General features: G+C 42.8%; 15 protein-coding genes and 1 pseudogene. 12 read left to right on the top strand and 4 right to left on the bottom strand.

The window, feature by feature from the left end; translation table 11 throughout:
* Positions 1 to 34: 34 nt before the first annotated feature.
* Positions 35 to 520 carry a GNAT family N-acetyltransferase gene (locus L1271_RS15820; RefSeq protein WP_010603786.1) on the top strand — a complete coding sequence of 162 codons (486 nt, stop codon included), beginning with the start codon at positions 35 to 37 and terminating at the stop codon, positions 518 to 520.
* A gap of 32 nt (positions 521 to 552) precedes the next feature.
* On the opposite strand, the gene L1271_RS15815 is transcribed toward L1271_RS15820, so the two are convergent.
* Together L1271_RS15815 and L1271_RS15810 are read right to left on the bottom strand one after the other, a co-directional pair.
* Positions 553 to 1416 carry a LysR family transcriptional regulator gene (locus tag L1271_RS15815; RefSeq protein WP_235368263.1) on the bottom strand — a complete coding sequence of 288 codons (864 nt, stop codon included), beginning with the start codon at positions 1414 to 1416 and terminating at the stop codon, positions 553 to 555.
* Positions 1417 to 1443: 27 nt separating this feature from the next.
* On the bottom strand, positions 1444 to 1908 hold the full coding sequence (locus L1271_RS15810) for a hypothetical protein (protein WP_235368262.1): 465 nt from the start codon (positions 1906 to 1908) through the stop codon (positions 1444 to 1446).
* Between the two features lie 288 nt (positions 1909 to 2196).
* Here L1271_RS15810 and L1271_RS15805 point away from each other — a divergent pair, with 288 nt between their 5' ends.
* The 8 genes and pseudogenes from L1271_RS15805 to L1271_RS15765 all read left to right on the top strand — a co-directional run bounded on the left by L1271_RS15805 (position 2197) and on the right by L1271_RS15765 (position 8455).
* Complete coding sequence (locus L1271_RS15805; protein ID WP_235368261.1) at positions 2197 to 3690, top strand: serine hydrolase domain-containing protein; 1494 nt, start codon at positions 2197 to 2199, stop codon at positions 3688 to 3690.
* A gap of 161 nt (positions 3691 to 3851) precedes the next feature.
* Positions 3852 to 4600, top strand: a pseudogene (locus L1271_RS15800) (amidohydrolase family protein).
* A gap of 316 nt (positions 4601 to 4916) precedes the next feature.
* Positions 4917 to 5909 (top strand): LLM class flavin-dependent oxidoreductase, encoded by a 993-nt coding sequence (locus L1271_RS15790; protein WP_235368259.1) that lies wholly within the window; start codon positions 4917 to 4919, stop codon positions 5907 to 5909.
* A gap of 93 nt (positions 5910 to 6002) precedes the next feature.
* Entirely contained in the window at positions 6003 to 6200 is a 198-nt protein-coding gene (locus L1271_RS15785; RefSeq protein ID WP_235368258.1) for a hypothetical protein, read from the top strand.
* 314 nt (positions 6201 to 6514) lie between these two features.
* Positions 6515 to 6925 carry a nucleotide triphosphate diphosphatase NUDT15 gene (locus tag L1271_RS15780; RefSeq protein ID WP_102058367.1) on the top strand — a complete coding sequence of 137 codons (411 nt, stop codon included), beginning with the start codon at positions 6515 to 6517 and terminating at the stop codon, positions 6923 to 6925.
* 20 nt (positions 6926 to 6945) lie between these two features.
* Positions 6946 to 7386 carry a DUF2214 family protein gene (locus tag L1271_RS15775; protein WP_235368257.1) on the top strand — a complete coding sequence of 147 codons (441 nt, stop codon included), beginning with the start codon at positions 6946 to 6948 and terminating at the stop codon, positions 7384 to 7386.
* Complete coding sequence (locus tag L1271_RS15770) at positions 7383 to 7799, top strand: VOC family protein (protein ID WP_227388104.1); 417 nt, start codon at positions 7383 to 7385, stop codon at positions 7797 to 7799. The genes L1271_RS15775 and L1271_RS15770 overlap by 4 nt, the downstream gene beginning before the upstream one ends.
* Positions 7796 to 8455: a YoaK family protein gene (locus L1271_RS15765; RefSeq protein ID WP_235368256.1), complete on the top strand. Its 660-nt coding sequence runs from the start codon at positions 7796 to 7798 to the stop codon at positions 8453 to 8455. The genes L1271_RS15770 and L1271_RS15765 overlap by 4 nt, the downstream gene beginning before the upstream one ends.
* Positions 8456 to 8578: 123 nt before the next feature.
* On the opposite strand, the gene L1271_RS15760 is transcribed toward L1271_RS15765, so the two are convergent.
* Complete coding sequence (locus L1271_RS15760; RefSeq protein ID WP_141240143.1) at positions 8579 to 8767, bottom strand: hypothetical protein; 189 nt, start codon at positions 8765 to 8767, stop codon at positions 8579 to 8581.
* 209 nt (positions 8768 to 8976) lie between these two features.
* Here L1271_RS15760 and L1271_RS15755 point away from each other — a divergent pair, with 209 nt between their 5' ends.
* Both L1271_RS15755 and L1271_RS15750 read left to right on the top strand, forming a co-directional pair.
* Positions 8977 to 10113, top strand: coding sequence for an MFS transporter (locus L1271_RS15755; RefSeq protein WP_174169547.1), 1137 nt, complete (start codon positions 8977 to 8979; stop codon positions 10111 to 10113).
* Positions 10114 to 10591: 478 nt separating this feature from the next.
* A complete protein-coding gene (locus L1271_RS15750; protein WP_102058371.1) occupies positions 10592 to 11659 on the top strand; it encodes a ChuX/HutX family heme-like substrate-binding protein in 1068 nt (355 codons plus the stop codon).
* A gap of 76 nt (positions 11660 to 11735) precedes the next feature.
* On the opposite strand, the gene L1271_RS15745 is transcribed toward L1271_RS15750, so the two are convergent.
* Entirely contained in the window at positions 11736 to 12512 is a 777-nt protein-coding gene (locus tag L1271_RS15745) for a 2OG-Fe dioxygenase family protein (RefSeq protein ID WP_010603771.1), read from the bottom strand.
* Between the two features lie 663 nt (positions 12513 to 13175).
* Here L1271_RS15745 and L1271_RS15740 point away from each other — a divergent pair.
* The gene (locus L1271_RS15740; RefSeq protein ID WP_235368255.1) at positions 13176 to 13604 is read left to right on the top strand and encodes a hypothetical protein; all 429 of its coding nucleotides are present in this window, start codon (positions 13176 to 13178) and stop codon (positions 13602 to 13604) included.
* The last annotated feature ends 86 nt before the right edge of the window (positions 13605 to 13690 follow it).

The raw sequence follows: 13690 nt of genomic DNA, 5'->3' as shown, positions 1-13690 counted from the left end.
ATTGCTATCAGGTATGACGTTTAGAGGAAATGGGATGATAAGAGAGATAACTCGGGAAGATTTTGAGTCGTTTTGGCCAACGTTTTCAGAAGTGATCCAAGCGCAAGAAACGTATGCATTTGACTCAAATATGAGTATAGATCAGGCATTTTTACTTTGGTGTGAAACGCCGCTCAAAGCTTTTGCATATGTTGAAAATGGGCAAGTACTTGGCAGCTATTATTTGCGACAAAATGCGATGGGTCCGAGTAGCCACATATGTAACTGTGGTTACATGGTGTCGAGTTTGGCTCGTGGTAAGGGAATTGCACGGCTGATGTGTGAACATTCCCAGCAACAAGCATTAGCGCTGGGATTCGAAGCCATGCAATTTAATAGTGTGGTATCGACCAATGAACTGGCGATTAAACTATGGCAAAAGCTTGGTTTTACCATTGTGGGCACCATTCCAAAGGCATATAAACACGGGAAATTGGGTTTGGTAGATAGCTATGTTATGTATAAATGGTTGGCTGATTAGAGTGGATAGGCGCTAAACTAACGTGGCGAATGTTATTTTGCGCAGTCGATCAGTATTTGTTTACTGCGCATAGTCTTAAGTAAAAAGCTGATAAGCCGCTTGACGTTGGGTATGGATTTTTTTGTTGGATGGGTCAGGATCCATAAATCTGCATAGTGCTCACTCGCTGGTGCAAATTCAATTAAATTAGGAAAATGCCTTGCAATATAGTGCGCCCCTCTGATCATACCAAGGCCTTTGGATGCAGCCTGATGACGCAGCACCAAATCTTCAATTGATAGAGAAACTGGGGCGGTTGGATAGGGTGTATCAAGTAGCCAAGTCGGTCTTTCTGTTACGCTGGCGGTTATCCAAGAAACGCTTTCACTCGTGCGGTTATCGAGATAGTCTTTATGCATGAAGTAACCAAGTGAAATCGGAAATAGCCGGTGACCAACTAAGTGCTCATCCGGAACGTGAGAAGCTCGGATCACGACATCGGCTTCTGATTTCTCTAGATCGGAAAGTGCATAGGTAGTATTAATCGACAGCGTGAGGTAAGGATTGTTTTGCTGAAATTCATGTAATTCGTCTAACAAGACAAACTGCAAAATCGCTGGGGGGATAGATAAGTTTATTTGTTGCTTTAACTGCTTAACCGAAGTGTTAATTTGGCTTAAATGAGGGGCAAGGCTGGCTTCCATGTTTTCAGCGGCACTGAGCAGCTGCAGTCCCAATTCAGAAAACGAGACTTTGCCTTGCGAAAGCATGCATATATCAAGACTAAAGCGTTGATTTAAGGCATGTAGTCTACGAGATACCGTCGTGTGGTTTACGCCTAGAACTTTGGCCGCACCTCTGAGTGTATTAGCACGTTTTAATGCAAGCAGTAATTGAAAGTCGTCCCAGTTTTCCATGCCTACAACACCAAAGTTTAGATGCAATTAAAGTAAAGTGTTTTTCGCATCATGTACAGCGAACGCAGATATTTTCCATTCACCATCAACTAAATAGACGTAATAGCTTGCGCCTACTTTATTAAAAAGTGCGCCTGATTGGGTGTATCGCTCAGCGATGTTGCTCACTAACGCAATATTTTTATCAAGAAAATGAATACTGACCTTGCTCCACTTTACGTGACTGACACCTTGTTCTTTCAGGCGTGTTAAGAATACTTGCACCTGTTTATTCATTTGCGTTTGTGTGATCACGCTCGGCTTCGAACTTGATGACATTAACATAAGCCTATCTGTGTACAGTTGAGGACTGGTTGGTAAATCACCAGTTTGCAGATAATGGTTGTATTTACTCATGTAGCTGTCGAACAGCTTATTGATTTTAGTTGTGTCCGTCTCTGCCAATAACTGGCTACTAAAAGTAAATAGAATAAACAGGATAGCGGCTTTCATAAGATATTGCTCCAAGTCAGTTTTTTATGAGTCTAGCAGGCAAAAGCTGGTTTTATGTGGATTATTATGTGCTTGCTATGTTGCGCTTACGCACCGTCTGGAAGGCTTGTAAAGTGTATTTTGCGGTGTTCCGGAAGTGCTACAAGTCTTATAAGAATGTCCCACTTTCGATACACCATCAACGTAATGGTTGAAGGAATTTATATTTAACCTATTGTTTTTTATAGCTATATATTTTGGCGTGTAAGTTGATTGACTCAACATGTATAAAAACAACAAGGATTAATTATGAAAAAGTTTGTCTTGTCTGCCATTACTTCAACCGTATTAATGTTGAATAGTATGAATGTGCAAAGCTTTGAAGATGACCGAGTACAATTGTTAGAAGCTTACTTTACACACTGCGAACAAATAAAGTTATGCAATGGCAGTGTCTTAGTTGCAGAAAATGACGCCATACTTTTCCAAAGAACGATGGGAGAGGTTAGTCACGCTAGTGAAGAGCTGCTAGGGACTCAACATCAGTTTGATATTGGTTCTATTTCAAAGCAGTTTACCGCTATCGCGATCATGATGCTTAAAGAGCAAGGCAAACTGAAATTTGAAGATCCCGTTTATTTATATATTCCTAACTTTCCATATAAAGATATTAAAATCAATCAGCTATTAAACCACACTTCTGGTGTGCCAGATATGATGCCTTATATCTCGGACTTGTATCGTCAAGGAAAAGTGGACTCCAGCCTTGATCAAAGTTTTTTATTGAGTGTGCTGCTGAGTGAGCAACCTGCATTAATGTTTAAACCGGGTGAGCAATTTAAATACAGTAATACTGGTTATGTTGTACTTGCAAAGGTCATTGAGTCAGTATCTAGATTGCCGTATAGCCAGTTTCTTCAACAGCAAGTATTTTCACCCCTTGGTATGCATTATACAGTTAGTCGAACCAAGTTGACGGAAAAGAAAATAACAACTCGTGCATATGGGTTTCGTCGTCACTTAAATGATAAGAAGCGCGCCTTTGATCAAATTCCTTTCTTTGATGTTGAGGGGATGGGCGGGATCTATTCAACGACTCAGGACTTGTATAAGTGGCACTTAGCGTTAAGCAATAATAAACTTATTTCGAAGGAAACTTGGCTGCAAGCGCTGCAGCCGACCACAACATTAGACAACAACACCAAACAGTACGGTTATGGATTCATGTTAAAGGCTGATGCCTATGATCATCCCAAGTTTGGCCACAGTGGCCACTGGCGAGGTTTTAAGTCGATTTACAGCCATCAATTGGATGATAATAGAACGATTATTCTATTAACAAATAATGGTCAAGATGACGTTGTCGATGAGAATGAAAAAGCGGTAGAAGCCATTTTAGCGATGAAACCATATCCTCAAGTAAAACAACCTATTTCAGCAGTTCTTTATAAGATGTTTACCCAAGAGGAACCTGCTGAGGCGAGAAGTCAATATAATCGCCTCAAGGCCGATAGGTATAACGATTATGATTTTTCAGAAGCGCAGTTGAATGACTTGGGATATGCGCTTTTGGGAGAAGAGAAAAATGCCGCTGCTATTGCTGCATTTGAGCTAAACGTTGAAGCATTCCCTAGTTCAGCCAATGGGTTAGATAGTCTCGCAGAGGCACTGATTGCCGATAATCAACTAAAACGTGCAAAGGCGATTTTAAAACAGGCAATTGTACTTGACCCTAACCTCGAATCTGCAAAGAAGCAACTAGCGAGTTTAGAAACACCTGTAAGTACGAAAAATTCGCTGTAGTAACAGTTGTCTTGGCCAAATCGCAGCTGCTGGGTGAGCTATCATGCTAGCAGCTAAGCGCGTCATTTTTATAGTTTAGTGAGCTTCAAACTGAACGTGAACTCAGTCTGACTAGAGGTTAGTTGCCAATTAGCTATGGCTTTGATGAATATACTCAGCCTATGCTTTTAAGCCACGGAATAACATCCATTAGTGATGCTCGCGTATATTGGCAGCGCGGCCAATTAGATACTTGGCAAAAGCTACAAGCGGATGGTGTTTTGAAGATGCGAGCCAGCTTGGGCTTATGGGCTTATCCGGAAGCAAGTGATGAAAGCCAAATTAGAGCGCTTAAATCGTTTCATAATACGACGCCAAATAGCTTATTAGAAGTCGACCAAATAAAGTTTTACATGGATGGTATTTTGGTGAATACCACTGCGGCAATGAAAGAGCCTTATAAAGTAGATTGGCTTAAGCTCGATGGTAACCGTGGAGTGAATTATTTTACCCAAGCTCGATTAGAGAAATATATAAAAGTATTGGAGCCTAGTGGCTTTGACTTTAACATTCATGCAGTTGGCGACAGAGGAATACATGAAGCGTTAAATGCTATTGAAGCAGCCTCTAAAGGAGCTGCTCGGCATCGCATTACACATGTAGAAGTTGTTGATCCTGAAGATTACAAGAGGTTTTCTGCGCTGAGTGGATAGCTGATGCACAAGTCGCAGGAGAATTTACTCAACCGCATCATTGGCAAGAAATGCAACCACTGTTAGGTCGCGAGCGGGCAGATCATTTGGTTCCAATTAAAAGCCTAAGTGAAAATGGTGCGATGCTCACGCTGAGCAGCGATTGGAATGTGAGTACGCTTAATCCTTTTATCAGTATCGCGAATGCAATTACTCGACAGCCTGAAGCAACTCATTAGAACAAGCAATCGCAGCCTACACAATAAATGCTGCGTACGCGATGCGACAAGAAGACATTGTGGAAGCCTCGAGGTTGGAAAGCTTGCTGACTTTATTGTGTTAGACCAAAACCTATTCAATATATCATTCGACGAATAAAAGAGACCAAAGTTACGCAAACGTGGATCCATGGAAATCAGGCCTTTTAACGTGGGGCTAATGGCTTGACTGTTCATAACCAGTCGAGAATCAGCAACAATGTAGTGCGGGATTTCGGATTGAAATAGAAGTAGCAACCCTTACTCTATGGTCTAACTCAAACCGTTAAGGATTGTTATGACTTCACTTGCTAACATGCCATTTTCTTTGCTCGAATTAAGCCCGATGAAAGAGCAAGATACCGTTTCACAAACCCTCGCTAACAGCGTGGCTTATGCGCAAAAAGCGGATGAACTTGGCTTTAAACGCTTTTGGATGGCTGAGCATCATAATATGCGTGGCATCGTCTGCGCAGCAACCTCCGTATTGATAGGGCATATTGCCGGACACACTCACAATATTCGGGTAGGGGCGGGTGGCGTGATGTTGCCAAACCATCCACCGTTAGTCGTCGCTGAGCAGTTTGGCACCTTAGAAAGCCTCTATCCAGGCCGTATTGATTTGGGATTAGGGCGCGCGCCTGGCAGCGATCCTATTACCAGCCGAGCACTACGTCGCGATGACAGACGTGCGGAGCAATTTGACGATGAAGTTGCTGAATTACAAGCCTTGCTCGGTCCTTATGACGGTAGATCCTCGGTGCGTGCCATTCCGGGCGAAAACACCAAGGTACCAATCTGGTTGCTTGGTTCGAGTCTTTATAGTGCCCAGCTCGCCGCAAAGCGAGGTTTACCTTATGCATTTGCGGGTCACTTTGCGCCACGATTCGTGCATGATGCTATCGCGCTTTATCGCCGCGATTTCCAACCATCAAAGGTGTTAGATAAACCTTATGTAATGCTTGGCTTACCGGTAGTTGCAGCCGATACCGACGAGCAAGCGCAGTATTTAGCTACTACGTCAAAGCAACGTATCCTAGCGTTGATGCGAGGTCAGGCGTTATGGTTGAAACCCCCCGTTGATTCGATGGAGGGTCTATGGAATGCCCAAGAGCAAATGCAAGTTGAAAGCTTTTTAGGCCTATCTGTGGTTGGAAGCCCCGCGACTGTCCACCATAAACTCAGCATGATTAAACGTGAGTTAGCGGTCGATGAGTTTATTTTTACCAACGATTTATACGAGCTAAGTGATAGAAAACATGCGCTTGAAATCTTGGCGAGCTTAACGTAAAAGTCTGAGTGCGAAGGCAGTACTTAAGAGAAGGTTTGCGGTACACTGCGAGTTAAAAATTTACAAGGAACGAAAGTTGAAAACGATTTGGTTGTGTATCCTTTCTCTACTTATTCTGCCTTTTATGTCGGGGCGAAAGAAATAGCGCTGACCTTTGATGACGCCCCATTACCGGGGAGTAAGTTGATGTCAGGTACGGAAAAAACGACGCTCCGTCATGAAAGTGAAAATGAAAATACTAAGGTACTAGAAGCTAAACTTGCTGAGCTCGGGGTGTTTAAATCACCCTGAATAATAAGTTCAGCGAGTCAATATTTGCAGTAACAACTAGGGCCTGTTGATCTTTGCTGTTTGATTTTTGTTCTTCTGAGTGTGTTTTGGTCGCGACGCTCGACTTGCCGCCTAGTAATCTAGGCAAAAGTTGAGCAACAATGAACAAAGCGCACTCAGGTGAACCCAAAGGGCAGCGCTTGATTAGCATTTCTACTGTGTTATCGCCTGACTCACATAGAATAACTATGCTACGCAGGCTCTGCCTTGTACAAATACCAATCAAACTGCTGCAAAAACAAACTTGAAAGGTAAACAGGCCCTAAGGAAAAATAATGGATCAAGTCGTACGCGTCGGGGTTGGCGTGGTAATAATGCACGATAATAAAATTTTGCTTGGTGAGCGCATCGGCGCTCATGGCGCACATACTTGGGCAACCCCTGGTGGCCATTTAGAGTATGGAGAGGACATTGAGGCATGCGCGATAAGAGAGGTGCATGAAGAAACGGGGCTAGATGTTGTAAACGTTGAAAAGCTTGGTTTTACTAATGATTATTTTGCCAATGAGCAGAAACATTATGTCACTCTGTTTGTCATGGCAAGGTGCGATACTCATGATGCAGAAGTTAAAGAGCCAAATAAATGCAAACAATGGCAGTGGTTTTCGCTTGATGAATTGCCGCAGCCCCTATTTTTGCCTTTGGTGAACTTTTTAGAAGAAAATAACACACTTTATCAAGGCTAAAATAGCAATTGGGGCACAGCATGGAAGAAATAGTCGTTAGATATATTCACTTTCTCGGTATTTTATTTTTGGCATCGACGCTCGCGATTGAAAACGTGTTACTCTCTAAATCAATGAGTAGTCAGAGCATTAAGCGGTTAGCGGTAGTTGATGGCTTGTATGGTGTTAGTGCGCTGGTAACCCTTGGCGCAGGATTAACGCTATGGTTTGCAGTTGGCAAGCCCAGTGAGTTCTACACTAAAAATCCGATTTTCCATGCCAAAGTCGGACTATTTTTGTTAATCGCTTTGCTGTCTATCATTCCGACTGTGTTTTTATTGAAGCACCGTAATACAACAAAAGATAATTTATTTGTGCCCCAGCGTATTATCGTCATTAAAAGGCTAGAAATGCTGTTACTTTTAGTTTTACCGCTACTTGCTGCACTTATGGCAAGAGGCTATGGGTTGCCCTCATCATGAAACAAAATATTGTAAATATTGCGCTCGTCGTCAAAGACTACGATGAAGCCATCGACTTCTACGTCAATAAACTAGGTTTTGAATTAATAGAAGACACCGATCAACCCGAGCAAGATAAACGCTGGGTGGTGGTAGCACCGCCTAATTCACATGGTACGGCGTTACTACTTGCCAGAGCTTCTACGCCAGAGCAGCAGGAGTTTATTGGTGATCAAGCTGGTGGGCGGGTATTTTTATTTTTAAATACCGATGATTTCTGGCGTGATTATGAGCGCATGACATCTATTGGCATTCGGTTTATTCGCGAGCCGCAAGAGCAAGATTATGGCACGGTTGCTGTATTTGAAGATCTCTATGGCAACCGCTGGGACTTATTGCAGTTAAATCCTGATCATCCTATGGCAAAGAGATGATCTCAAAGTTACCAAAATGGGTTGAGATCGGCGCTTTTATATTGGCGCTCGTCGCAGGATTTGTGAATGCAATCGGCCTACTTAGCTTTGAGCACCAATCCGTTTCTCATTTATCCGGCACTGCGACTATGCTCGGAACTAGTTTTTTAGGTGGCAGCCTTAAAGAAACCCTGCACTTATTTGGAGTGTTACTCGCGTTCTTGCTTGGCTCTGCACTTGCAGGGTTTTTGCTGCATGGCACCACGTTAAGGCTTGGCAAACATTACGATACCGCGTTGGTGCTCGAAGCCATGTTGCTTACCGTGTCTCTCGTCTTACTGATGCAAGGCTCATTTTATGGTCATTTTTTTGCCTCCGCGGCTTGTGGACTACAAAACGCATTAGCCACCACGTACAGTGGAGCTGTGGTGAGGACAACCCATGTAACAGGAATATTCACTGACTTAGGGCTGATGATTGGGGCATTGTTTAGAGGCGAGCCTTTGGATATCAGAAAAACAAAACTGTTTGTGTTGATCATTTCAGGGTTTGTGGCAGGTGGCGTGTTGGGCGCTTGGCTTTATAACAAGTTTCACTTTCAGGCGCTGTGGTTACCTATAACCATCTGTTTGCTAATTGCTGGTGTTTACCGCTTTGCGCTTAGGGATAAGGGGTAGCACACCGCTGTGTTGACGTATCTTGGTTTGGATTATTGACTACTTAATCGACATCGTATACATTGGCGCGCGATTTTAATTTGGATCTTTCCACGATGTTTTACATCCTATTTAAGAATTTTGTTAGAAGGCTTTGCTCCGCGCATTAACACGATGAAGTGTTGCTCGGAGCTTACTTTCTAAATCTTCATCAGAGACATTGGCGACTACCTGAATAAAGGTGGGCAGCGGCAGTGTATCTGATGATTGGAAAGACGAAGCCGGCGATGATACTTCATCGCCGGCTTTTTTGTGCCCGAAATTCAGTGGCACACGTTTTCGAAATTTTTTGAAACGGGAGGTCGGTATTACAGCCGATCTCCCGTTTTTTTATGGATGTAATTTAATGAATTTGCTTTTAAATGACCTGATGACGTCAGGTATAGACTCATACAAACACAAGCTTAATGTTGGCTTTATTTCTTTTGCTTTGCTGAACACCTGCAAGGTAAACGTTTGCTGCGCAAAAAAGGGGTAATGAGATGTTATTGACTTTATTACTCGCCTTTATTGCGTTTTTAGTTGGGGCCGATGAGCTGATGCTTGGGCCTATTCTTGAACCTATTGGACTCGAATTAGGTGTAAAGCCTGAGCGAGTAACACTGTTTATTACCACTTACAGCGTTGCCCTAGCGATTGTGGCTCCGCTATTTGGGGCGCTCTCGGATAAAGCAGGGCACCGCGCTATCATCTTACCTGCAATCGTGGTTTTTGGTGGTGCCTCCATCGCGACAGGGCTTGTCACTTCATTTGAGTGGGGCTTAGTTGCTCGTGTGATCACGGGGATTGCCAGTGCTGGCATGCTCCCGATTGCGTTTGCCATCGCGGCAAGCTCTGGTGGAGATGCGCTCAAACGGATCGGTTGGGTGCAAGCAGGCTTAACTCTTGGCATGATCTCAAGTCCTGCGTTTGGCGCGTTTTTAACGCATTTAATGTCGTGGCGAGCGGCTTTTGTTGCACTCGGGATCGCCACTTGGGTTGTGGCGTTATTACTTACTGTAAACCGCCGTGCGATCCCAAGTGACAAAGCTGGAGAAGGCACCAAGATATCAGTCAAGCTATGGCAAATACCTGGTGTTGTTGGCGCGTTACTTACCATGTGTATTGGTTTAGGTGGTGGTATTGGTTTGTTCAATTTGGTTGGGCAGCATTTACGAGATACACAAGCACTGTCAGTGTGGTTTATTGGTGTACTGTATGCCTTATTAGGCTTAGTGAGTGTTGCTGGAAACCTGATGATGCCAAAACTCGCAACCCACTTTGAAAGTGGGCGGCAGGTCATGCGTGCGTCATTGGTCGTTTGCCTCATTGCCAGTAGCGGTCTTTATTGGTATCAAGGTATCTCTCTCATACCGTTATACTTTTTGATGACACTTTGGGCATTGGCTGGCGGCATTGGTTCACCGGCATTACAGGCATATATTTCAGAACTTTCGCCTGCACATCGTGGTGTACTTATCTCACTGGCCATGAGCATGATGCACATTGGTGTGGCGATTTGGTCTGCCGTCGCAGGTTTTGCTTACAGCCTTGGTGCGGCTGCAATGGCGCTGCTTGCTATTATTTTGTTTAGTCTTGCCATTTTGTGTTTACGCCCCGTAAAAGGCGCATCAATTTAGGAGGTAACTAGTACCAATTAGCCTTAATACTTGCTCAATTTTAAGGATCAAATCTGACGCTAACGGCGTTAAAAATTTCTCATTTAGAACAACTGAATAGCAAAATTTTCGCCCTGCCTACATGGATGTAGGTGCCTTGGCGGTAGCGGTGTTATCGACAAGATTCTCTCGCCTCAAAATTGGAAGCTGAATTAAGCGAGTTGGTATGCCAGCCTGCATATTCAATTGAACACGAGTGCTTTTGATTGAGTAGAAATGTTTTAATCTGTGTGGACTTTCATTAGACGAAATAAATTGCTAGTATCATTTTTGATATTAATTCTCATTTTCATTTGCTTTGGGTTTCATGGTATTTGCAAAGTTGGTACATGGTTTGATCGGATGATGTTGCGTCTATATATGTGAGCACTGTAAATCAACAACTTGTTTTCTTTCTTTGCCAAATGGGTGGTTAAGCTAGGTTCCTTGTGGAGGAAATATGGAACAACTTATTCAAGATTATAAAATGCTACTAATCGGAGAGCCTAACATTAGGCCCATTGTTGCGGCTATGCAGCTAGGTGTGAGTGAAGCTGAGTTGCTAAACGCACAGCTGGATGAGCCTGTTACGTCTCGAGTTACCAGATTAGATGAGCATAAAATCGCGGATTTATTAAAAGGATTTAAAAAGCTTGGAAAAGTGATGGCTTTGACTAGAAATGGCTCTGTGGTGAGCGAGATAACTGGTTTGTATGAAAAGCTCTATGTTACAGGGCACAGTAACAAACTTAGTGCCGTGGCCATCAATCCAGGAGGGATTGATCTGCGGCTTTTCTTGCACAAATGGAAAAGTGTATTTCTTGTTGAAACGGATAAGCATACTAGTTTTCAATTTTTCGATGAAAATGGTCGCGCTGTACATAAGGTATATATGACTGCAGACGCCGACTTTAACGAGTTTGTGAACCTTAAAGCACGCTACCAGCTAACACATAGTCACAAGTTGGATGTAACGCCTTTTGAAGTCCTAGATACTAATATTAGGGACTTGAGTACTGCGCAACTAGATGATTTTAGGTCGCAGTGGGGCGAGTTAAATGATGTCCATCATTTTCCAAAGCTTTTAGAGACATACAACCTTGAACGCTTGCAGGCCCTTGAAATCGTTGGCTCACCATGGAGCTTTGAGCTACAAAGCTTTGACCTTGCAGATATATTTCAGCAAGCAAACATGTTTAAGCAAGAGATTATGGTATTCGTTGGCAATCCAGGTGCGGTACAGATCTTCTCTGGAAAGGTTGAAAACCTCAAACAAGTTGGCCCTTGGTTTAACGTATTAGATCCTGAGTTTAGCCTGCATATAAAAGCAGACGACCTAACCCGCGCGTTCGTGGTCAGAAAACCCACGGATAACGGCAATACTGTGGTTACCTCTATTGAGTTTTTTGATGCCAATCGCGAGACTGTATTAACGCTGTTTGGTCGCCGAATTGAAGGCAAAAAACAAACCGATGAGTGGCAGGCGCTATGTGAGCGATTGATCCATAAAGGACGGGTTGCGGCGTAATACTTGAGCTATAGAAAAGCTATCCTCTACAATCAGCTAAATTGAAAAGGGCTCTATAAAAGAGCCCTTTGGTTTTCTAGTGCCAAATAGGCGTGACTTCTGAGACCAAAATTATTCGTTTAGAGACGGTATTTTGCTGCACATTCTCCATTCTTGTCGCCATTGCACTATGGCAAAGTGGGCGGGAAGTACCACGTTGACACTCGTCCATAATCACGCCTGACCCCACTGGTAATTCAGCAAAGAGCCGAAGATCTTGGGTACTGACATTATCTATAGGGGTGTTTACCGCGACACCGTCAGCTATCACAAACTCCCCGCCTGATACATTCTCTCTGGCCAGCGTAAGGATTGAGGTAATCGTTTGATGACTTAACCCGTCGAAATGAAGCGTATTTGGGGTTACTAAGCAATCCGCATGAGGTGTCGGATAATAGCCAATAAACTGATGCTCAACATGGTACGACGGTGCTGGAATTGAATGTTGGATCAAAAATTCAGTCAGCGCTGCTATTACTGGGTGGTTGCAAATCAATGTACCGTCAGTGCAATGTGTTATTGCTTTGAACCATCTTTGTTTACCCCCTGCGTCCGGGTTTAGTTGTTGAGACAAGCCGTAAACATAGTATTGGCCTCCTTGTCTATTTTCGGGGCTGATAAGGTGAGTGTTAGCGTCCTTGACGGTATAGCGCACGATACCTCTTGCATTTTGGCCGGATGGAATATAGGTGTCTAAGCCTAATTCAGGTTCTACCTGCTTCAGTAACGACTCAATATCTTGTCGTGAACCAACGTTTAAATTTGGCAAAGAATATTGGCAGAAACCATTTCTTAACAATGTAGTTTTAGTCATCTTTGATTCTCCTATCTGTCTTTGTTGATTTGTTTTCTTAAAAATTTCAATAAGCTTTTTCATATTCACCCCATCTGATGTGTTTTGGTATTTATAGGTTTTCATTTAACTGTGTGATTGTGAAGGAAAAATAAGGAATAAAAACGGAATGGGAACGGAAATTTATAGTGGTTTTATAAGTGAGTTATTTATTACGTTGCTAAGCTTTGATGTCTAGATAGGAGCAGTGAGCTTTGTGAACAGCCTTCAGTAAATTGCAAATTATAGAAGGTTGCCAATTCAAACCCGCATTGCATCCAGGAATGATATTTCTGCAATTTTGTGCCAAGCGATAGGGGTGGTTATTTCTACCTTGACAGACTTGTCCGGCAATGAATTTGCGTCTGGTTTCGCTGACAAAGTCCGATTGATAAATGTGCAGAACAGTTAGTTAGCTAGTATCGGTATGATTTTAAATAATTTTATTTCAGTGCCAAGTAATGGTCGTTGATATTCACAATGATGCAAGTTACCGAATGGTAGTTACCTTCATAATTTATATTTAAGTAACAAAGTGAAAATAGATTTGAAAATTGTGTTCTAATTGTATAGAAATGTAATCTAAATGTGGTTTTTAGATCTGTAAGTGAGATTTTTGATATGCCTAAGGGTAAGGAGCGCGAAATGGAACAAGTTTATAACTTTGCGGATGAGGTGCAATTAGAGTCCTTAAGGCAGCTGATTGTTGAGAAGATTAATCAAAACGGACTGTCCGAGCAGCAAGTTACAGACAGTGCTTACATGAGTGATAGAAGTCTTCGCAATTATAAGACGGAAGGCTACTTAGCCAGTTTAGCGCCACTCTCGTCATCGACGGTAAGTAAGCTAAAGAATCTATTGACTGCGCTTAATATTGAGCCTGAAGAAGCGCTGGAATACCACCAAAAGCGAATAGAAAATCAACAAAACAACCACCACTCAGACCCTACAAATCAAAATGGCCAGCAAAACAATACTCAGTTTCAAGGGTGCACCTTTAACGGCGGGGCGAATGGCCCAAATGTTATCACTGGTAATAGGGATATTACGCTTAATTTTGGTGCTAAAGATTAAAGGTAATCTTAAATTCTGATAAGGGGTGGCTTAACCCTGAAAATGTAAGCTAGTTAAGAAGCTTGTATCTCTATAACGAAGTGCTC

It is taken from the genome of Pseudoalteromonas sp. OF5H-5 (assembly GCF_021530695.1).
Taxonomy (GTDB): Bacteria; Pseudomonadota; Gammaproteobacteria; order Enterobacterales; family Alteromonadaceae; genus Pseudoalteromonas.
The sequence above is the reverse complement of the archived record's forward strand: the minus strand, read 5'-3'. Positions and strand labels throughout refer to the sequence as shown.